This is a genomic window from Paenibacillus sp. FSL E2-0151 (genome assembly GCF_037993015.1).
Classification (GTDB): Bacteria; Bacillota; Bacilli; order Paenibacillales; family Paenibacillaceae; genus Paenibacillus; species Paenibacillus amylolyticus.
Window position 1 is genome coordinate 4857987 of the sequence record NZ_CP150308.1, and the last position, 21522, is coordinate 4879508.

A 21522-nucleotide genomic window follows, 5' to 3' on the forward strand; every position below is an offset into this window, starting at 1 on the left:
CATTCATGAATATTCAGGACAACCGGGGGTTAGAACAAGCTGTCAGAGCTCCCTAAGGAAGTGTAGCTCCGTTTGTTGCTGGATCGTCAGAGGATTCGGATTCATTGGTAGGAGCCTTGTTGTTATCTGTTTCGTCTGTTTCGTCGGTTTTAGCTTCTCCGCCCGAAGCCTCTTGTTCCTTCACTTCAGCTTCTGATGACGGATCAGAAGAGATTGGAGCTTCATCGGCTATACCTGTCACTGCAGCTTTGGCAGTTTGCAAGTTCAGCTGTACAGTTCTCTGTTCACCTGCAACCTGCTCGGTTTGCTTCACGACATAACCCTCGCCCTTGACCGTAACCCCCACTTTCATGAGAGAAAGTACTTCAAGGGCATCCCGGAGAGATTCACCTGTTAGATCGGGAATCTTCATCTTGCTGCTTTCTTCCGTTAGCAGATAGATTCGTTGGCCTGGATTCATAGAGGCGCCAGCAACCGGATACTGCCGAATTACATTATCACCTTGACCAAGAGTCACATAAGCAATACCTGCGCTTAGAAGCTGGCTTCTGGCCTGTTTGGCTGTCTTGCCACTCAAGTCAGGCGCCTTGGCTTGCACGACAGAGACTTCTTTTGACTTTTTGTCAGGAGTTTTGGCTGTATCTTTGGGTATTCCCATGTATTGAAGAGTCTGGCTGACAATCTTTTTGAACACCGGCGCAGCTGCGGTTCCTCCCCCAATGTTGGTTCCATCCGGTTGGTCAATGACAACAAGTATAGCAATCTTCGGATTATTCACGGGCGCGAATCCAATAAACGATACAACGTCTTTTGACTTGCTGTATGCTCCGTTAACAACCTTTCTTGCTGTACCTGTCTTACCAGCTACACGGTAACCTTCAATATAGGCGTTACGACCGGTACCAATCGTCTGATCTGCAACCACTTGTTCCAGATAACCGCTCACCAGTTTGGAAGATTCCTTGGAAATCACCTGACGGACAACTTTAGGTTTGATGACTTCCGTTGTTCCATCATTCGGGTTCTTGATCTCCTTCACCAGATGTGGCTCCAACAATTTGCCGCCGTTGGCAATCGCAGAGATGGCTGCGACCTGTTGAATTGGTGTTACCTGTACAAGACCATGCCCATAGGCTGCCGTAGCAATCTCGGATTTGTAAACCAGTGGCTTGATCGGGGACGCTGCCTCATTTGGCAGATCAATACCCGTCTTTTTGCCGAAACCGAATTCGTCTATGTAATGACGCAGACGTTCACCGCCAAGCATGTTGTAACCCAAGTTAACAAAAGCAATGTTACTTGACCGTTTGACACCTTCGAGATACGAGATCCAACCATAGGAATGACCATTATCACTAATCGGGAAACCACCGATATACATGCGTTTGGATTCAAAACTTGCATTGGGATCGAAGAGTTTTTCTTCAACAGCCCCTGCTAGAGTAACTATTTTGAATGTACTACCTGGCTCATAGATGGATTGGGTAGCATGGTTGATAAAATTCTTTTGATCAGGTGTACTCCCATACGTATTCGGGTTAAAGGTTGGCCAGTTCGCCATCCCTAGAATCTCCATCGTGTTTGGGTCCGCAGCAATGACCGTCATGCTCAGTGGATTATACTTGGCAACGGCTTCTTTCATTGCATCCTCAATGTAGAACTGGATCGTATCATCGATGGTCAGCGTAAGGTTCTTACCGTTCTGAGGTGGCAGATAGTTATCCTGTGAATCCGGAAGTTTAATGCCTTTGGCATCCTTCTGATAATTCAGATATCCATCTGTGCCTGTCAGTGCTTCATCATATGAGACTTCAAGTCCATTGACAGCTTTCCCATCACGGCTCATATACCCCAAGAGGTGAGAAGCAAGTGTTTCTTCAGGGTAAAAACGCTTCGACTCCTGAGCCATCACAATTGCATTACGAGCCTTGTACTCTTCTTGTAATTCCTCACGCAGTTCGTTGACTTTTTCCGCAAGCTCTGGACTTATCTTATATCCTTCACTGCGTACTTCACGTTGTTGAAAAAAATCACCATCTTTATTCTTCGCTGTAACTAGAGTACGCATCTCACTCTCATTTTTCCCTAGAAGGGCAGAGAGCTTCTCCGTAACAACATCCTGTATGCCGAGTTCATCGATCAAGAGGGGATTAACGGAAACCGTATACGCAGGGGCATCGGTAGCCAAAATATTACCATTTCGATCCGTAATCGTTCCACGTGCAGCCTTAATCGTCTGTTCCCGCTCTACCAAACCGGCTGCCCGTTCCTGCCATACACCGCCATTCACAACTTGAATGAAAAAGATTCGGGTTACGAGTACAAGAAAAAAGAGGGTAATACATCCCCCTATAAGCAACGTGCGCATCTTTATTCTTTTTATCATCGGAACACCTCTTTACTTACTGCTTCCTGTATTCGAGGACGACTCAGTACCAGTTGATTTCGTACTTGTTGAGCGAGGTACATAAATGACATCCTTACCGGAAGCTTCAACGTAACCAAGTTGTTTTGCATTTTCGATGACCTGGTTGTTCAATGTTTCTTTTTCCACCTGCAGGTCTGCAATCGTCTTTTCATACCCCTTAATATCCGAAATAGTGGACTGCGCCTGCTTGTTCAAATCATAGATATGAGCATAACGAGACATCAAGGCTCCTCCAACAAGGATAACTGCAACCAGGGTAATCAGATACAAAATTTTCTCGCGTGCCGGAAGACCCGTACGACGGGTCACCACTTTGGTGGTTTCTTTGTATCGTTGCTGGGTCACACGTTCCTGGGACGCTTTTTCTTTTACAGCGAGATTACCACGTGTATATGCCATACTCCGATTCTCTCCTCCACTCTTGATCTACAATTTCTCGGCTACGCGCAGTTTGGCTGAACGAGCACGTGAATTTTCGGTCAATTCCGTTTCCGTTGGAATCAACGGTTTTCTGTTAACTAAACGCAGGCTCCCCTTGCCGCCGCATACACACAACGGAAAATCGGGTGGACATGTACATTTTTCCAGATAACTGCTGAAAATCTGTTTACATATCCGATCCTCAAGGGAGTGGAAGGTAATAACAGATACACGTCCTCCTGGTGCCAGACAACGAACAGCCTGATGTAAGCCTTCTTCAAACGCACCCAACTCATCGTTGACGGCAATGCGTAATGCCTGGAAGCTGCGTTTGGCAGGATGTCCACCTGTACGGCGAGCTGCCGCCGGGATGCCTTCCTTGATCAGTTCCACGAGTTCACCTGTCGTCTCAATGGTAGATTGCGCTCGTTTTCCCACGATAACACGGGCAATTCTTCTCGAAAACTTCTCTTCACCATAGCGATACAAAATTCGAGCAATCTCTTCTTCTGGCCACTCATTCACAATCTCTTTGGCCGTCAGCATTGCATCCTGGTCCATTCGCATATCGAGCGGAGCATCGTGATTGTAGCTGAATCCACGTTCTCCTTCATCAAATTGCGGGGATGACACACCCAAGTCGTACAAAATACCGTCGACCTGTGGTACACCATCCTTCATTGGTACATCCAGATCCTTGAGTACCTGTTCCAGATCCCGAAAATTGGTTTTCACCAATGTTACACGTTCTCCATAAGCTGCGAGCTTCTCGCGAGCATTATCCAAAGCCCAATCATCCTGATCAAGTGCGATCAGACGTCCCCCTGGACCGAGCTTGGAAGCAATCACGGAGCTATGTCCGCCACCGCCTAAAGTGCAGTCCACGTATATACCGTCCTGCTTGATGTTTAATCCCTCTGTTGCCTCTTCTTTGAGTACGGTTATGTGGTGAAACAACCTGCACCCCTCCTGACTTTATAAATCAAAATTAAAATCGACCAGCTTTTCGGCAATGTCGTTGAATGCTTCTTCGGATTGATTGAAATAACTCTCCCATATGCCTTTGCTCCAAATCTCCACCCGGTTCGACACGCCAAGAACAACACAATCCTTGTCCAGCTTGGCATACTCTCTTAAATTGCCCGGCAGATTTACCCTGCCCTGTTTGTCCAGTTCACATTCGGTTGCACCCGAGAAAAAAAACCGGGTAAACGCACGTGCATCAGATTTCATCAATGGCAGTGCTTTGAGCTTCTGTTCCATGACCCCCCACTCCTCCATGGGGTACACGAAAAGACACTGGTCCAAACCCCGTGTGACAACGAAAGACGGTCCCAGAGATTCGCGGAATTTAGCCGGAATGATAACCCGACCCTTATCATCAATGCTATGTTGGAACTCCCCCATAAACATTGGCCCACTCACTCCTCACCCGTTTCTCCCACTTTGCCCCACTTTCCACCACCTAAGCATAATAGATTCGCACAAAAAAATCAAAACCCTTCTTGCATGACTTGATTTTTTAATTTTTCAGCATAAAAAAACGTCCTTGATCCTGTAACTCAGGATCAAAGACGCTTCCCTTAAACGGGCAATCGTATGTCTACCCGCACATGAGCCATATCATCAATAAACCATTCTATACCTATTGAATCATTTCATCAGCTTGTAATTATTGGATAGTGCTTAAAATTTCCAGCTATCCAGATATTTCTCTTGCTCAGCTGACAAGGAGTCGATGCCAATATTCAGGCTTTCAAGTTTATAGCTGGCAACCTGCTGGTCAATATCATAAGGTACATTAACAACGTTTTTACCCAAGTTTTCATAATTCTCACTTACATAACGCAGACCAAGCGCCTGCAGAGCAAACGTTGTATCCATGATTTCGGCAGGGTGACCATCTGCTGCACCCAGGTTCACAAGACGACCTTCAGCAAGAAGGTACATTTTACGACCATCTTTGAAACGATATTCCTCAATGTTGCGACGAACTGTGCGAATCGATTCGGAACGTTTAGCCAGTTCAGGTTTATTCACTTCAACATCAAAGTGACCCGCATTACTCAGGATCGCTCCATCCTTCATCACATCGTAATGCTCCCCTGTGATAACATCCTTATTGCCTGTAACTGCAATAAAGAAATCGCCCAATTTGGCAGCTTCCACCATCGTCATGACCCGGAACCCGTCCATGTGTGCTTCTACCGCTTTGATTGGATCGATCTCGGTTACGATCACATTTGCACCAAGACCTTTGGCGCGCATCGCTACACCTTTACCACACCAGCCATAACCTGCTACCACTACGTTTTTACCAGCGATAACCAAGTTAGTTGTACGAATAATCCCGTCGAATGCAGATTGTCCAGTACCGTAGCGATTGTCAAACAGATACTTGCAGTATGCGTCATTAACCGCAACCATCGGAAACTTCAATTGGCCTTCTTTCGCCAATGCTTTCAAACGGATAATACCCGTTGTCGTTTCTTCTGCTCCTCCGCGAATGGTTGTTGCGAGGTCAGGGCGCTCGGATGCAATAATGGTTGCAAAGTCTCCACCATCATCAATAATGAGATCAGGCTTCACCTCAAGCGCACGCAGTTGCAGTGATTTGAATTCCGCAGGCTCCGGATTGTACTTCGCATACACCGTAACGCCGTCTTCCACCAATGCTGCGCAAACATCATCTTGTGTAGACAATGGATTGCTATGCGTAATCGTCACTTCTGCTCCACCGGCTTGGATCACTTTTGCCAAGTAAGCTGTTTTCGCTTCCAGATGAAGACAAATAGCAACCTTCAAACCTTTGAAGGGCAGATCCTGTTCGAACTGGCGACGAATGCGGTTCAGTACCGGCATATGCGCTTCTACCCAATCAATTTTCAGGTGACCCTCTGAAGCGAGTCCCATATCTTTAACAATACTGTTTTGCAATGCAGGTGTAGTCATTTCACGTCCTCCTCGTTTATGTGTTTCTTCTATTATAAAGGGCTCTACAGTGCAATAACCTTATGCTCTCCAAGGAATTCACTTGAGGCCTTAATCAGTTCATCGATCCACTCGGTGCCATAACGATTCAGGTAAAAGAGTGCATTATGTACTCGTTCCTGTGGTTTGCCCGTTGGGAATAAGGAGTTCTGAATGCCGTTCCAGTGCCTTAGACTCACATTGTGTTTATCTTCGATAGCTTTGTGAGTCTGTTGTTTCAGATACTGCATTTGCTCGTTGATTTTACTCAAATTGGTGTCGCCAATTCGTTCCAGCCCCGGATGAATCTCCGCGATCTCATCTAGCAACGGTCCATACAGATCAAGAAACGCTTCCTGAACCTTGTCAAACTGTTCATCTACCTGGAACGTCTCCTGCTGTGCGAGCCATTGCTCCTTCTTTTCTTCCATATGATATTGAACATCCTGAAAAGAAAGTCCATATTGTTTCATATGTTTGTGATGAATATCTTCCATAATGGTGAAAGACAACCGCGGCAACAAAATGGGCATTTGCAGGCCGAACTGACGGAATGCTTCCCGAGTCAAACCCCAATATGCAATTTCACCTTGCCCCAAAATAACAGCGGCTACAGGCAACACGGAATCTTGCATTAATGGTCGTGTCAATACGTTGTTACTGAAGCGCTCCGGATGTTCTCCCAGTTCCTGAAGCAAACGTTCCTCTGAGAAAGAAACCAAACCTTTGCGATCACTATATAAACCGTCCTTCAACAACAAGAGCAGACGCGTACCTTCATGAATGTAGAACAGATTAGCTCCATCCTCCGCCACTTCGGCAGGCATAGCATAACCAGCTTGTTGTACCAGCGAAGCACCTTGAGTGTATGCGCTGCGCAGCACTTCATTTTTTCGTATCAACCGCTCAAACACGGGCTGTTCCAACCTGCGTAAATCTGGATCCGATGCATCCATTAGAACAAGTCCACTGCTGGCAAACAAAGCAGATATCATGCGGGCAAATGCATCACTCAGATTTGAACTGGATTGATGGATCTCTGTGATGCATTTCATCAGTCCTGGTTTATGTATCGTATCAGGTAAAAGATGTTCCACCTGTTCGAGTACATTCATCCACTGCTGCGTATCCACATGAACATTACTCACAGAATCCCTTCCTGCGAATCGTCCTTGTAACTTAACCTTGTTCATGTCTCCCTGACGATCAGGTAGATATGTGTGGTTAACCTCATCCCAGTCATGGTCTTCACCGGCAATCCAAAATACTGGGACTACCGGGCGTTGAAGTCTTTCTTCCGCTTCACGCGCAGCTGCCACTACGCTGGCGGCTTTGTATATGACGAACAGTGGTCCGGTGAGCAGACCGCTCTGCTGTCCTCCTGTAACCACTAGTGCATCTTGTTCTGCAAGACGTGTGATGGACGCATGAACCTCTCCATGGTCGTTCACCCGCTTATTATATATACGTAAATACTCTGCCAGATCACGACGATCAATACGTGTGTTTTCCGATTGGTCCAGCCACTCGGCACGCGCCTGAAGTCCTGATTCCCAGCGAATGTCATACTCGTAAAGGCCACGCGCAGCATCTCTTGAACAGATATAATCTTCTGCAAGTCTTGATCCGCTGCGGAGTGCCTCGGTAATACCGTTCATGAGGTCTGCCTCCTATTCTGCTTCAAAGAGCCTTTCTTGATTGTACCGAATTCAGGGCCGCTTCGTCAAAAGAAAGTAATTAAAATACGAAAAAAACCGCCGAACGAGTCGGCGGCATTTAATACATCAATAATAGCATATCGCTTTAATATTCCTATTATACGTAAGGTTCTGCAACCCAGTGACCTTTGGAAACCTCAATCAATTGAGAATTTTCCAGGTTGTACGGATCATTTGCAGGACCGCCAGATCCGTTCTGAATCGGGCTCATATGCTCTTCTGGCAGCAAGATGCGACGTTTGTTCGCTTCCACTTCCGGATCAGGTACAGGGATCGCGGAAAGCAATGTTTTGGTGTAAGGGTGGACAGGGTTCGCATATAGTTCTTCACTTTCTGCGAGCTCAACCACTTTACCCATGTACATTACAGCTACACGGTCACTGATATGTTTAACCATTGACAAGTCATGCGCAATAAACAGGTATGTCAAGCCGAGACGTTGCTGAAGCTCTTCAAGCAATTTAACGACCTGCGCCTGAATGGATACATCCAGTGCAGACAATGGCTCATCACAGATGATGAATTTAGGGTCTACAGCAAGCGCACGCGCAATCCCGATCCGTTGTCTTTGACCACCGGAGAATTCATGTGGATAACGAAGTGCATGACTTGGATTCAAACCTACCAGATCAAGCAGTTCCTCCACTCGTCTCTTGCGCTCTTTAGAGCTGGAAGCCAGACCATGAATATCGAGTGACTCCCCGATAATATCCATAACATTGAAACGCGGGTTAAGAGATGCATATGGATCTTGGAAGATCATCTGCATATCTTTACGCATTTCTTTCATTTTGCGCGGGGACAACTTGTAGATATCCGTTCCGTTGAAGTTAACATTTCCGCCAGTTGGCTCATAAAGACGCAGAATGGTACGACCTGTTGTGGATTTACCACAGCCAGACTCGCCTACAACGCCAAGTGTTTCACCTTCAAAGATATCAAAGCTTACGTCATTGACCGCTTTGAGAATGTTACCTTTACCCAAATTAAAGTACTGTTTCAAGTTTTTCACTTGTACCAGAGGCTTATTGCTGCCTTTGATAATACCAGCTGGAGCTGGTTTTTCCTTTTTGGGCTCGTCCAGACGTGGCAAGGCATTCAGCAATTTAATGGTGTATGGATGTTGAGGGTTACTAAAGATTTCTGCAGTTGTTCCTGTTTCAACAACTTCGCCTTCCTTCATAACAACAACACGGTCACACATACCCGCTACGACACCAAGGTCATGCGTAATCAGCATGATCGATGTTCCAAGCTTCTGCTGCATGTCTTTCATGACATCCAGAATTTGAGCCTGAATTGTAACGTCAAGTGCAGTTGTCGGCTCATCCGCAATCAGAAGGGATGGACGACATGCAAGCGCGATCGCAATCATGGCACGCTGACGCATACCACCAGAGAATTGGTGAGGATAATGATTCATGCGAATAGCCGCATTTTTAATACCTACAAGTTCCAGCATCTCCAAAGCCGCTTTATTCGCCGCTTGTTTGGACATGTTTTGATGCTTGCGCAATACTTCAGTAATTTGTTTACCAATTTTAATGGTAGGATTCAATGAAGTCATTGGATCTTGGAAGATCATACCGATATCTTTACCACGAATCGCTTCCATTTGTTTGTCTGTCTTATTCAGCAGGTCTTGCCCGTGAAAAGTAATTTCTCCGCTTTTGACCTTCGAAGGCGGGGAGGGAATCAATTTCATGATGGTTTGGGCGGTAACACTCTTACCACTACCCGATTCACCTACGATCCCCAGCGTCTCTCCTTTGCCAAGTTCAAAACTCACATGTTTAACGGCATCAAATTCACCAGAACGTGTTGAGAACGACACACTCAGGTCTTTGACAGTTAAAATCGGCTCCATAATCCCACCTCCTGTTTCTATTTACGTAATTTCGGATCGAGTGCGTCACGCAGACCGTCTCCGAGCAAGTTAAATGCAAGCATTGTAAGAACCATCAGACCTGCTGGGAACCACATCCGCCACGGGAATAGCGTCCAGCCTGTAAGTGCATCATTGATCATAGAACCAAGTGAAGATCTTGGTGCTGATACACCCAATCCAAGGAAGCTCAGGAACGCTTCAGCAAAGATTGCATTTGGAATGGACAACGTCAATGTTACAAGAATCGGTCCTATTGCATTGGGCAACAAATGACGGAACAATTGACGCCCTGTGCTTGCTCCCATGGACCTTGCAGCAAGAATAAAGTCTCTGTTTTTGAGTTGCATAATTTCACCACGCACAATCCATGACATGCTGATCCAGCCTGTGATGGTGAGGGCAATGATAATCGTTGTCAGACTTGGTTCCAGTACAACCAGCAACAAAATTACAACAAGCATGTACGGCAAGGAGTAGAGGATTTCGGAAAACTTGTTCATAATTCCATCTACACGTCCACCATAGAAACCCATGATCGCTCCATAAATAACCCCGATAACAAGGTCAATCAAGGCTGCGGCCAAACCTACAGTAAGGGATACACGTGCTCCTACCCAAGTTCTTACCCACACGTCGCGACCAAGCTCGTCCGTACCGAACCAGTGCTCCGCACTCGGTGCTGCATTGGCATTCAACAAATCATTGGAATAATAATTATAACTTGTAAACAAAGAAGTTGGACCAATCAAAGAGAAAATCACGACAAGAACCAACACGCTCAGACTGATCATTGCAGCCTTATTGGTTGCAAGTCTGTACATGGCATCTTTAAAAAGGGATACACTTTCTTGCGGTTTAACCGCTGCCTGACTAGTCAGGTTCGTGTTCGCCGTTTCATTCTTTTTATTATTCGTGCCAGACAACGTTATGCCCCCTTCCGGCTTTCCAGCTTAATTCTAGGATCAATCAGCACGTAAGCGATATCCGTAAAGAAACGAGCCAACATCAGGAGGATACCATAGAAAATCGTAATCCCCATGATCATAGTGTAATCACGGTTTGTGATACTCTCTACGAATACTTTACCAATTCCCCCGATGTTAAAGATCTGTTCAATTACAACGGAACCTGTGATGATATTCGCTGTCATTGGACCAACATAAGTTACTACTGGTAGAATACCGTTTCTTACAACGTGTTTAAACATGATTGCAGGCCATTTCAAACCTTTGGCTTTAGCTGTTTTGATATAATCTGCATGTAAAACTTCAAGCATGCTCGAACGCGTCAAACGAGCGATAAAAGCAATCGGAGATGCAGATAGCGCTGCAACCGGAAGAACATAATCCAATGGACCATCAAAGCCCATAACGTTAAACCAGCCTAATTTAGTAGCAAAGAGATACTGCAATAGTGACGCAAGCAAGAAGCTCGGAACAGCTATCCCTATGACAGCCAGGATCATCGTGATATCATCAATGAGTTTACGATGGTAAACTGCAGCAATAAGGCCCAGCAGAACACCCACGATAATGGAGATAACAATTGCAAACACTCCAAGCTTCAGCGAAGCGGTGAATGTTTCGCCGATCATTCCGGCTACATCTCGATTGAGATATTTCATTGAGACTCCGAAATCTCCCTTAATGATTCCACCCATATACTTCAGGTATTGTTCATACATCGGTTTGTCCAATCCATACTTCTGTTCCAGCAAGACCCGAATTTCAGGCGATACTTTTTTCTCAGATGTAAAAGGGTCACCCGGAATAGCCTTCATCAGGAAGAAGGTTGCAGATGCGAGTATGAAAAGCGATAGCAGCATAAATAATAGTTTTTTCAACACATACTTAACCAACCCTTGCACACCTCCACAAACAATATTTTGTATACAAATCGATTGTAGAATTAGACAGAAATAAAGTCCAATCCATTTATCGGAAATTTCAAGAATTATAAGGAAAATCGGTGCACATACAAAAAATCGGGATATATATGGAATTCCACATATATATCCCGAAGTATTCATATTAGACTTCAGAACAACTTATTTCTCTTCCAGATATGCACGAGTGTAGTCAATAGCTCCACTGAAATCAAGTTGTACACCTTTCAGGTAAGGCTTAGTCAAAGATACGTTAGTGTAATAATAGATTGGCATAACGCCCATTTCATCTTGAATCAGGATTTTCTCAGCGTCAGCAAATGCAGCCATACGTGCAGCTGGATCAGCAGATTTTACAGTTTCTTTAACATCTTTGTCATACTGTTCGTTGCTGAATTTGGAATCATTGTTTGTGTTTCCAGTAGTCCACATTTCCAAGAAGTTGTATGGATCGTTGTAGTCAGCAGACCAACCTGCACGAGCTACTTGGAAGTTTTGGTTTTGACGGTTCTCAAGGAATACGCCCCACTCTTGGTTTTCTGTTTTCACATCAACACCAAGATTTTGTTTCCACATGTCAGCAACCGCCAAAGCGATTTTCGCGTGACCATCACTAGTGTTGTAGATCAACGTAACAGCTGGCAATGTTGTGTAACCTTCTTCTTTCATACCTTCAGCAAGCAATGCTTTAGCTTCTTCAACATTTTCTGTGAAGTAATCGTCTTTGTGCTCATCACGGAATTCGCCGTTTTCACCACGGATACCTGGAGGTACAAAGCCGAATGCTGGAATTTGTCCACCTTGTGTAACTTTGTCAACAATCAGCTGACGCTGAATTGCCATTGCAAATGCTTTACGGATTTTTACGTTGTTAAATGGTGCTTCGTTTACGTTGAACTGATAGTAGTACGTACTTGCAATACCAGTAGCTTTGAACTCGTCCGGCAATTCCGCTTTTACAGAAGGAATTTGGTCGGATGGAATTTCACCGTTAGGTGCACCAGTGTAGTCCAATTGTCCTGATTTGTAAGCTTGCAGTTCGGAAGCACTGCTGTTTGTCAGAGACATATCGATTTGAGCCAATTTAATATCGGCAGCTGCATGGTAACCATCGTTTTTCTTCACAACAATTTTTTGACCTTTAGAGTATTGATCCATTACAAATGGTCCGTTAACGATCATGTTTTTGTAGTCTGTGAAGAATTTGTCATTGGTGTCAGCAGATGCATGTACTGGGTAGTACGTGTAGAATGCTGTCAGACCCAAGAAGTAAGGTGTTGGGTTTTCCAACGTTACTTCCAATGTGTGCTCATCAGTAGCTTTAACGCCTACTTGTGAGAAATCTGTGACTTTAGTACCTTTGTATGTTTCATCTTTGCTGAGGTTGTAACCTTCAGCACCTTTAATGTAGTACAATTGGTATGCATATGGAGAAGCTGTTTCCGGTTTCAAAGCACGTTCCCAAGAACGAACAAAGTCTTCGGCAGTGATTGCATCACCGTTGCTCCATTTAGCTTCCGGGTTCAGGTTGAAAACATATTTCAAACCATCTTCGGAAATTTTCCAGTCTTTAGCTACGCCTGCTTGTTCTTTACCATCAGCATCAATGCGTACAAGACCTTCGTACAAGAATTTCAGAACTGTGTTGGTTTGGCTATCTTTTGCTTGAGCCGGGTCCAACGTAGGAGGTTCAGCTGACAGGTTGATTTTCAGAATTTGATCTTTAGCAAGACCATTTCCTTCGTTTGCAGAACCAGTATCGGTGTTACCTGTGCCTTCGTTTTTCGATCCGCACGCTGCAAGTACGGTACCGAACGCCAAAATCAGCGTCAAAAGGACTAATAGACTTTTCCTTTTCATCTAACACGTTCCCCCTAAATTGATATGGTTTATATGTTTATAGATTATACAACCACCGGTCAAAAAAATCTACATTACTTTTTCAGAAAGTAATGTTTTTTTCAGTTTTCGACAAAATCGACACATTTTTTGCCTCTTTTGCGTTATGTAACCTTACATCAGTTGCATGAAGTATCTAAATAATCCAAATAAAGTAAACAAAACATACCCGAAACTCATGATAACGAAAGACATGCGCCATACGGCCCGGAACATTCTACCCCTATCGACCTTCCCTTTTAGTCGATTTTGCGCACCCCCGATGAATCCAAGTGCTACTAGTATGAGTATTAATGTCAGATAAAAACCAAAATTCGAATCAAATGTTAAGTTGAATAACGCTGAAACTGAAAATACAAGAAAAAAAGTGGTTACATCCATTGCCATTCGCAATGCTTTACGTTTGTCTTTTTTCCATACGTACATGCCCCAATAGACAAGAAAGAACGGAAAAAAGGGCAATATGCTCAACACAATAAAAAGTCCCATTAATTCACTCCTTCCGGTTGCATTCCTTCAATCAGATGAAGCAGTATTTCATGTGTAGGTGCAAAAAGGTCCAACTTCTGTGCCATCTTTACAATATGACCGTTAATTGACCTCACTTCTGTACCACGTCCAGCGAGAACATCTGCAAGCATGGAGGAAGTATTCGTGGCAGTAGAACGACAAACCGATATCAGTTGATCCCACATATCCTGATCCAAACATATTCCACTTGCAGAGTAGATTAACAATACTTCATCATATAACTGGCGCATTAGCCTCTTTCGTTCTTCCTTGACGATCAATTCTCCATTAGGGATTCGCCATAGTGCCGTGAGCGGGTTAATGACTGAATTAATCAATAGTTTCCTGTATATCAGCTTATCGATTTCATTCGACACTGTACAGTCAAATCCTGCCTGCTGCAACGATCCCGACAGAGTAAATGTTCTCTGCTCCTCTATAGAGGTAGAAGCTCCTATATGTATGTTGTACCTCCCCAGCCTAGTTTCACCTGTACCTGCACGAGTCACCTGACTTTGTGTTCGCTTCGCACCTTCTGTTGTAACCGCACTACACAGAAACGACTTTGGCAAAGCTGCTTGAAGTTTTGTAAGATGGCCCATCCCATTCTGAAAACAAGCGACATTCAGCACATGATCTTGTAATGGACTAATCTCATCAATGAAATCATCAATGCTTGTCTGCTTAACCATGAGCAGTAACCATTCTCCTTGTGTGTTCTTCCATGTGTCAGTCAGCTTACTTATTGGTTTCGCCTGTATTTGATCCGGTAGAATATGTATCTCCTCGTCTTGTTCCACAATGGTTACTCCATTATGGCTGAGGAGGTCTGCCTGAGCTGTTGTTCTGGTCCAAAATCTGACCTGGTTACCTGACGCCAGCAGTTTCCCGCCATACAAAAGACCAAGTGCCCCCGCTCCTACGATGTCAATGATCATATGATGCACTCCTCTCCGCTTCAGTAGTTTCTCCTTCTATTATCTATAATAGAACAAAAACACCAAACTAAAAACCCGTCATACCTGCCGTTGTGTAACGGAGGTGTGGCGGGTTCATACCTGACTTTCACAAATCAAACGTCTGAATTTGTTATTCAATTCGTTCCAGATTCCCGTTGGCATCCATCTTGAAACGTGTCTTAAGTTCCTCTTCTTCTTCGGACAAAAATGCGAGTCTGCGAGCCCGATCCATAATCTGAATCAAAGCTTTGTAGTCGTCATTCACCACACGGTAATCCGTCTGTACTTCATTCACTTCCTTGGAGAGACGGTCATTCTCAAGACGTAGTTCAAGCAATTCATCTTCTTTCTCCCGAAGCTCCTTCTCCAGCATCTTGAGTTGACGACTACTCTCCTGCACCGTTCCCTTCCATTGTCGCAGGAAGCGGATTACTGCATCCATCGATAATGAATCGTCTGAGATCCCATCTGATTTGTACAGATGTTCTTCAGTGTCCAGTGTAGACAGTGCTGCAACCTGCGGTCCGAGCATAGCTGGTTGCTTTCTGAGATAACTTCGTTTTTGTCGTTGTGCCTTGGCGTTACTGATGGCAGAATCATACTTTTTACGTACACAACTGTTCCAGCGAAAACCGCATGCGGCAGATGTTCTGCCTATTTTTTCGCCCACCTCTTCAAAAGCGGCCAATTGTGTACTGCCTTCCCGAATATGACGCAAAGTAACCTCAGCCAATATCAAATCGTCCTCTGTACTCCAAGCATCCTGTCTCACTGCAGTCATGCTATAATACCCTCCTAACAACATCCTAAAATAACCGTCCGCATTACCGGAAGCCCGGTATGTGAATTAGGTATAAAAGCTGCTTCATTCATTCTTATGCCTCTCATAGAGTTCATAGAATTGATTTCATACTAAAATGTATTTCCACATTCAGGCTTGCTCATACGTGACATATGTAAAACATATCCTTCTATACTTACTTTGAGCAAAAAAAGAATTCGCTTTCATATCCAAATTTGTTTACACGTTTTTCCTTTCCCGGTATAATGTTGTGTAGACAATCTATGAACGTACTTAGGAGAGGAGGATTTACCGTGGCACGCATGTTTCGGGTACTCGGGTTCTTCACGCTTGCAATTGGCCTGATGGCTTTTGCAGGAGATCTGGTCGAAATGGCTTTGCTTTTTTTCCTGCAGACTGCGTTTTTTGTCATTTTGGGATACTTGAAATTTACCGAGCGAACGTACATATTGCTCTTCTGGGGTTATATGATCGTAACATTCACGGGGTTCAGCTACTGGACCGTATTCGAAATGGGGTTGCCGCTCTAATCCACCTGCAGCATCAAAGTGATCCGATATCTGTCGGGTTGCTTTTTTGTTGTGTTCAGATTAAATGAATGCTCATGGTGTTATGTAACCACTAAGGATATTTCACGTATTTGTTTCATATATTGTCTGGAAGACAACAAGCCTGTACGATTGTCATTTAAGAAGTGGAAAGGAGAATGGATCGGTGAAACATCAACACGGCATTTCCGCCTTTATATTATGCATCATTTTATTCCTCCAGCTACCTTTAGCCTATGCCTATGGAGAGTCTTCACCTGAGGATACACGTGAGATATTACAAAAAAGTCTATCCATCGTTGAAATCGATCATGAAATCGAACGCATCACCGAAAGGCAGAAGCAGCTGGGTCAACAACACGAGACATTATCCGTCCAGCTGCAGGAACAGGAAGAGCAGATACATATTCAGCAAGATCGGGCCGGAGCTGTAGTGAGGTCCTACTACACAGGAGAACGCGACAGCCTCCTCATGACGGTCCTGGGAGCCAGGTCATTCAAAGACCTGTTTGTACTGTATGATTATTACCAGATTATTATCGGACGGGATCAGGCTGTGCTGGACAAGTATCAGGACCGTTATCGCACCCTGCAACAGACTTCCACTCAGATTCGTCAGACTACAACAGAATTAACCGAAATGAAGACTAATCTTCAAAACCAGCGGGAACGTGTAGTCGCCTTGGAAAAAGAAGTGGATGCCCAAATAGCCACCAGCGGAGATGCGGCAGCGATTCAGAAACTGATGGATGAATTAACCCTCTATTGGGAGAATATCGGCATCTATGAGGTGAAACGATATTTCAAAGCATTGGCATCTGCCATGCAGAACCTGCCCGATTTTATCCAAAAACAAAACGGAGGAATATCCACGACTGGAACAACGTATACGATTCGAATTGGACAGGATGAGCTTAATGCATTTCTACGTTCCCAAAATCCAATCTTTGAAGACTTTGCCTTTCAGTTTAATCAGGATAAGATTATAGCTTCCGGTCAGCGGGATCAGTTGCAATTAAGCATTGAAGGACATTATACGGTTGAAAATGAACCGCAAAACTCCATTCGTTTTCATGTGGACAAACTTGTATTCAACCAGCTTGAATTACCAGACACCACTCGCCGAATGCTGGAAAGAGAATTTGACCTTGGGTTCTATCCACAGAAAATCCTCTCGTTTGTGAAAGCAACCGATGTTTCGACAAGTGAAGGCATACTGGAAGTAAAACTAGCTATATCCTTTTAAAGAGGTTGAACACGAACTTAAAGTTAATTCGTTGTTTTAATACTGTCTACGTATTGATTCGCTGTAATTTCACCCTTTAAGAATTGTTGTACTTTTTTATGAAAACGAGTTATTAGAGCATGACTTTCGGTCGTTGCAGCAGGGACATCTTGGGTGGTCGGGAACCAGGATTGTCCCTTTGTCATGTCATAACGTCCAACGAGTTTCTCAGACTCCATATCCAGCTCCTGTTGCTTTGCGGGCAACCGGTTAACCTGTTGGTACCATTTCAGCTGTGTCGTAGCGGACGTCATTCCTTCAATCCATCTACTGGCCTCCTCAGCCTCAACCGACCCCGCAGTAATAACAAGGCTTCTGGAGTTTACGGTTTCCAAGGTTTCGAAAGAAATCCGCTCCAAAGAATCTTTATCAACTGCACTCGCTTGATCCGCACTTAATAATTGAGATAACAATGATACAACCATCGGTGTGCCGTTCTGGTCAGCAGTTGGAGAGAACTCTGAATTGGTAGACTCCAGCTTAATAAGGGGCTGAATCTGATTCATCAACTGAATCCCCTGCTGAAGATTCCCCGTTTGCGAATCTATCTGTGTTCGTTTAACTTGGTCTGGTGCCATTTTCGGTTCCAAATGATTCAGCCACGCATTTGTCCCGTACATATCATTGATGTTCATTGTAATTAAAGGGGTGCCTTCCGCAACGGCTTGTTGAGTAAGTTTGACCCACTGATCTTTATTGCGGGGTAATGACTCCAGACCAGCTCTCTTCAGAAATGAAGATTGTGTAGCCAGAATGTACGGATCAAAATCAAAAGGCATTCCCCACTGATAACCATTCCACTCTGTCATTCCCCGTAACCCAACTACCGTATCTCCTAGCGACTTCGATAATGTTGTTCCGTTTAACGGATACAGGTACCCTTTTTGGGCATAGTATTGCACTTCCTCACTATCAAGCAGAACAACATCACCGTTCTCCCCTAGTGAAAATTCAAGATCCAAAACATGCTTATATGTATCCGGCTTCTCATTCCGAAGATTAATCTCTACCAGCTGGGAGGCAGCAACTTCTTTGGCTATCTTTTGAAAGGCTTGAAACTCTTCATCCGACATGGCCACTACAATCTCCAGCGGAGCTTGAGCATCTTCATTACGGGACGAAGACCCAGGAAAAGCATCCTTCTCCTGATCGCGTTCCTGATTGAGCTGCGAACCTCTAAAGTCAAAACTCGGTGACAAGATCGTTAACGAAAGCAGCAATACCGCGAATAAAACAACCTGATGTCTACGCTTCATTAACTTCCCTCCCTGTTCACCTAGTTTTTTCCTGCAGCAATTATTGTAACAAATAAGTAGTACTCTTGTCCTACCCTGCCGAAAAACACTTTTTCGGATTTTTGCATAATACGAGCATATCGAGTTCTGTGTAATAACGCTTACTTATTTTTTCAGCAAAAAGCCGGCTCCAGGAGCCGGCTTCAATAACAACATTTTCCGGGAAATAAATCCCCTGAATTTTACAATAAATCAGCTGCAAGTTGTGCCAGCTTGGACCGTTCTCCTTTTTCGAGCATGATGTGTCCGCTGATTCCCTCTTGTTTGAACCGTTCCACGATATACGTCAGACCATTACTGGCAGAATCAAGATACGGGTGGTCTATCTGTTCGGGGTCTCCCATCAAAATAATCTTACTGCCTTCACCGACCCTTGATACAATGGTCTTCACTTCGTGGCGCGACAGGTTCTGGGCTTCATCAATAATGATAAACTGTCCAGGTATTGATCTTCCACGAATATACGTTAAGGCCTCCACCTGAATACTGCCAAGCCCCATTAGGATTTTATCGATATCTCCGGCTTTTTTGGTGTCAAACAAAAACTCCAGATTATCATATATCGGCTGCATCCATGGGCGAAGTTTTTCTTCCTTCTCACCAGGCAAATAACCGATATCTTTCCCCATTGGAACGACAGGGCGAGCGATCAACAGTTTTTTGTATTTATGATCATCCTCTACCTTAAGCAGACCTGCTGCAAGTGCCAGCAAGGTTTTTCCTGTTCCGGCTTTACCGGTGATAGTAACAAGCGGGATGTCATCATTTAAAAGCAGTTCCAGTGCCATGCGTTGTTGTGCGTTACGTGCACTAATACCCCAGACATTATCATTACTGAGGAAAAGCGGCTCCAGCTTTGTTCCCTCTGTGTTCACTTTAAGCAAAGCCGATTTATTGGTTCCCATCTCATCCTTGAGAATGACAAATTCATTCGGATACAACGAATAAGACAACTGTAACGGTTTGATTGGTAAAAAACGATATGTGTAAAACTCATCAATCACTGACGGATGAACTTTTAGGGCCGTATAACCTGGATATAACTCACTGAGTCCTGCCGTCCGATCTGATAAGTAATCCTGTGTGAACAGACCAAGTACATCCGCTTTGATACGCACAAGTACATCTTTACTGACAAGCACGACCTGACGTTCGACTACTTCCTTTTCATTCTCCTCAATCTGATAATTCAGTGCGACAGCCAAAATGCGATTATCGTTGGACACTTCACCAAACATTTCCTGAACTTTCACGAAACTCCGATGATTCAGCTCTACTTTCAGGTTACCTCCATTAGCCAAAGGTACCCCACTGTGCAAGTGACCCAGCTCTCGTAATCCATCTAACAGTCTGGATACATTACGGGCATTACGCCCAATTTCATCGGCATTTCTTTTTTTGGAGTCGATCTCCTCCAGTACAACCGCGGGAATGATTACCTCATGTTCCTCAAAGGCAAATATGGCATTGGGGTCATGCAGAAGCACGTTGGTATCCAATACAAAAATCTTTTTCATTCAATCCCCTCCAAAGCGGCGTCGTTAAAGGCATGAATAGTGTGATCTTTCAGCAGCGGCATGGACAATCATGATCCCATACATAAATGTATTCGACTAGGGCAAAATAATTGTCAACCATTCTGAAAAACTCCAAGAAAGGATGAACATTTATGAAAATATGGGTTTGCACGCTGCTTCTGATCTTTATACTTACAGGTTGCAACAGTTCCACACGCAGCGCTTCGCCGAATCAAGGTACACATGCGAAAGGTTACGGAGGAAATGTAACAACTCAGCAAGATCAAGGGAAAGGATCTCACATGCTCAATGCACAGGAAGATCGGATGAATCCTTCACGTTTGGACCGTCTCAATGAGAATACAGGTGAAGTCCATGATACCAACATTGCGGATGATGCACAGAGTGGCCGGATGCCCAATGAAAAACGAATCAATCACCTTAAAGCCCTTGCCAAGCAAGTAGAAGGTGTTGAAGATGCGAACTGCGTCATACTCGGTAATACAGCTGTAGTTGGCATCGATGTTGATGGTGAACTGGAACGTGCTCGGGTGGGTACCATTAAGTACGCTGTTGCCGAAGCACTTCGCAAAGACCCCGAAGGTATAGATTCCATCGTTACTGCTGATGCAGATGTCACTGAACGAATTAAAGAGATTGGTGAACATATTCGTCAAGGGCACCCAATTTCGGGTTTTGCTTCAGAACTCGCTGACATGGTGGGACGAATTATCCCTCAACTCCCGAAAGACGTCCAAGTCCGTCAAAATCCGGATGAACACATGAATCAAAAACAACAAATGCAGCAGCTGCATTCATCGGACAAAAGACAACAAAAAGCCCAGTGATCTCTCACTAGGCTTTTTTCATGGCAGCAAAAACCTGCTCATCTAATTTCTCAGCAGCACGCTGATCATATATTTTGACATATTGAGGCACAGAGGACAATTGAGCGCCGTAAAACAGAGCATTCCTCACCGCTTCAATTGTAATGTCGAAACAGCACATATTAAATGGAACGTCCAGCAGCGGATCTTGTCGTACCGCAGCACGTCCGTTCACTGCGTACACCGTCTCTTCTCCAAAGACAGTTACCGTAATGAGCGGATTAGTAATCATGTTATTCACTAAACGTGAACGATGATCGATCGCTACACGAAAAGTAGAAGCATTCTCCGCATAAATCCAGGAGATGGCTGTTGAAGTCGGACCTCCGGATTCTACATCCACTGTGCTCAGAAGCACAAAGGTCTCATTCTTGAATTGCTGTAAAAGAGATTCAGTTAATTGTGTGACGGCTTCGGACATTCAACCAGCCCCCTAACCTTCTTTATGCAATTCTTGTACTTGGTTTATGTTATTATAGCATACCGATTAACGTGCTTCCAATCCCAAAAG

Annotated in this window: 19 protein-coding genes; 3 read left to right on the forward strand and 16 right to left on the reverse strand. The window is 44.4% G+C overall.

Annotation, left to right across the window (positions count from 1 at the left end):
* Positions 1-52: 52 nt before the first annotated feature.
* The 13 genes from MHI55_RS21875 to MHI55_RS21935 form a co-directional block, all read right to left on the reverse strand.
* Positions 53-2386 carry a penicillin-binding transpeptidase domain-containing protein gene (locus tag MHI55_RS21875; protein ID WP_340386881.1) on the reverse strand — a complete coding sequence of 778 codons (2334 nt, stop codon included), beginning with the start codon at positions 2384-2386 and terminating at the stop codon, positions 53-55.
* A gap of 12 nt (positions 2387-2398) precedes the next feature.
* Positions 2399-2827 carry a hypothetical protein gene (locus tag MHI55_RS21880; RefSeq protein ID WP_076250743.1) on the reverse strand — a complete coding sequence of 143 codons (429 nt, stop codon included), beginning with the start codon at positions 2825-2827 and terminating at the stop codon, positions 2399-2401.
* Between the two features lie 27 nt (positions 2828-2854).
* Positions 2855-3805 carry a 16S rRNA (cytosine(1402)-N(4))-methyltransferase RsmH gene (rsmH, locus tag MHI55_RS21885; RefSeq protein ID WP_101314793.1) on the reverse strand — a complete coding sequence of 317 codons (951 nt, stop codon included), beginning with the start codon at positions 3803-3805 and terminating at the stop codon, positions 2855-2857.
* A gap of 18 nt (positions 3806-3823) precedes the next feature.
* Complete coding sequence (gene mraZ, locus MHI55_RS21890; RefSeq protein ID WP_017687291.1) at positions 3824-4261, reverse strand: division/cell wall cluster transcriptional repressor MraZ; 438 nt, start codon at positions 4259-4261, stop codon at positions 3824-3826.
* A 273-nt stretch (positions 4262-4534) separates the two neighbouring features.
* Positions 4535-5800: an adenosylhomocysteinase gene (locus MHI55_RS21895; protein WP_036674829.1), complete on the reverse strand. Its 1266-nt coding sequence runs from the start codon at positions 5798-5800 to the stop codon at positions 4535-4537.
* 44 nt (positions 5801-5844) lie between these two features.
* Entirely contained in the window at positions 5845-7476 is a 1632-nt protein-coding gene (gene bshC / locus MHI55_RS21900; protein WP_036674828.1) for a bacillithiol biosynthesis cysteine-adding enzyme BshC, read from the reverse strand.
* 157 nt (positions 7477-7633) lie between these two features.
* Positions 7634-9403 carry an ABC transporter ATP-binding protein gene (locus MHI55_RS21905; RefSeq protein WP_036614890.1) on the reverse strand — a complete coding sequence of 590 codons (1770 nt, stop codon included), beginning with the start codon at positions 9401-9403 and terminating at the stop codon, positions 7634-7636.
* 17 nt (positions 9404-9420) lie between these two features.
* Positions 9421-10347, reverse strand: coding sequence for an ABC transporter permease (locus tag MHI55_RS21910; RefSeq protein WP_017687287.1), 927 nt, complete (start codon positions 10345-10347; stop codon positions 9421-9423).
* A 2-nt stretch (positions 10348-10349) separates the two neighbouring features.
* Entirely contained in the window at positions 10350-11282 is a 933-nt protein-coding gene (locus MHI55_RS21915; RefSeq protein ID WP_036614893.1) for an ABC transporter permease, read from the reverse strand.
* 189 nt (positions 11283-11471) lie between these two features.
* A complete protein-coding gene (locus MHI55_RS21920; protein ID WP_076328093.1) occupies positions 11472-13169 on the reverse strand; it encodes a peptide ABC transporter substrate-binding protein in 1698 nt (565 codons plus the stop codon).
* A gap of 153 nt (positions 13170-13322) precedes the next feature.
* Positions 13323-13697 (reverse strand): DUF3397 domain-containing protein, encoded by a 375-nt coding sequence (locus tag MHI55_RS21925; RefSeq protein WP_036674826.1) that lies wholly within the window; start codon positions 13695-13697, stop codon positions 13323-13325.
* Complete coding sequence (locus MHI55_RS21930) at positions 13697-14656, reverse strand: 2-dehydropantoate 2-reductase (protein ID WP_076250734.1); 960 nt, start codon at positions 14654-14656, stop codon at positions 13697-13699. Before MHI55_RS21930 ends, MHI55_RS21925 begins: the two co-directional genes overlap by 1 nt.
* 151 nt (positions 14657-14807) lie before the next feature.
* Positions 14808-15458 carry an RsfA family transcriptional regulator gene (locus MHI55_RS21935; RefSeq protein WP_036674824.1) on the reverse strand — a complete coding sequence of 217 codons (651 nt, stop codon included), beginning with the start codon at positions 15456-15458 and terminating at the stop codon, positions 14808-14810.
* A 314-nt stretch (positions 15459-15772) separates the two neighbouring features.
* Here MHI55_RS21935 and MHI55_RS21940 point away from each other — a divergent pair, with 314 nt between their 5' ends.
* Together MHI55_RS21940 and MHI55_RS21945 are read left to right on the forward strand one after the other, a co-directional pair.
* Entirely contained in the window at positions 15773-16009 is a 237-nt protein-coding gene (locus MHI55_RS21940; protein ID WP_017687281.1) for a DUF2626 domain-containing protein, read from the forward strand.
* A gap of 184 nt (positions 16010-16193) precedes the next feature.
* Positions 16194-17273 (forward strand): hypothetical protein, encoded by a 1080-nt coding sequence (locus MHI55_RS21945; protein WP_076250733.1) that lies wholly within the window; start codon positions 16194-16196, stop codon positions 17271-17273.
* Positions 17274-17296: 23 nt separating this feature from the next.
* On the opposite strand, the gene MHI55_RS21950 is transcribed toward MHI55_RS21945, so the two are convergent.
* The gene (locus MHI55_RS21950) at positions 17297-18568 is read right to left on the reverse strand and encodes an extracellular solute-binding protein (protein WP_076250731.1); all 1272 of its coding nucleotides are present in this window, start codon (positions 18566-18568) and stop codon (positions 17297-17299) included.
* 221 nt (positions 18569-18789) lie between these two features.
* A complete protein-coding gene (locus MHI55_RS21955; RefSeq protein WP_024628438.1) occupies positions 18790-20124 on the reverse strand; it encodes a PhoH family protein in 1335 nt (444 codons plus the stop codon).
* Between the two features lie 152 nt (positions 20125-20276).
* Between MHI55_RS21955 and MHI55_RS21960 the strand changes: the two genes are divergently transcribed.
* Entirely contained in the window at positions 20277-20972 is a 696-nt protein-coding gene (locus MHI55_RS21960; protein WP_076250729.1) for a YhcN/YlaJ family sporulation lipoprotein, read from the forward strand.
* 7 nt (positions 20973-20979) lie between these two features.
* Here MHI55_RS21960 and MHI55_RS21965 read toward each other — a convergent pair whose 3' ends face one another.
* The gene (locus MHI55_RS21965; RefSeq protein WP_017687276.1) at positions 20980-21432 is read right to left on the reverse strand and encodes a pyridoxamine 5'-phosphate oxidase family protein; all 453 of its coding nucleotides are present in this window, start codon (positions 21430-21432) and stop codon (positions 20980-20982) included.
* Between the last annotated feature and the right edge of the window lie 90 nt (positions 21433-21522).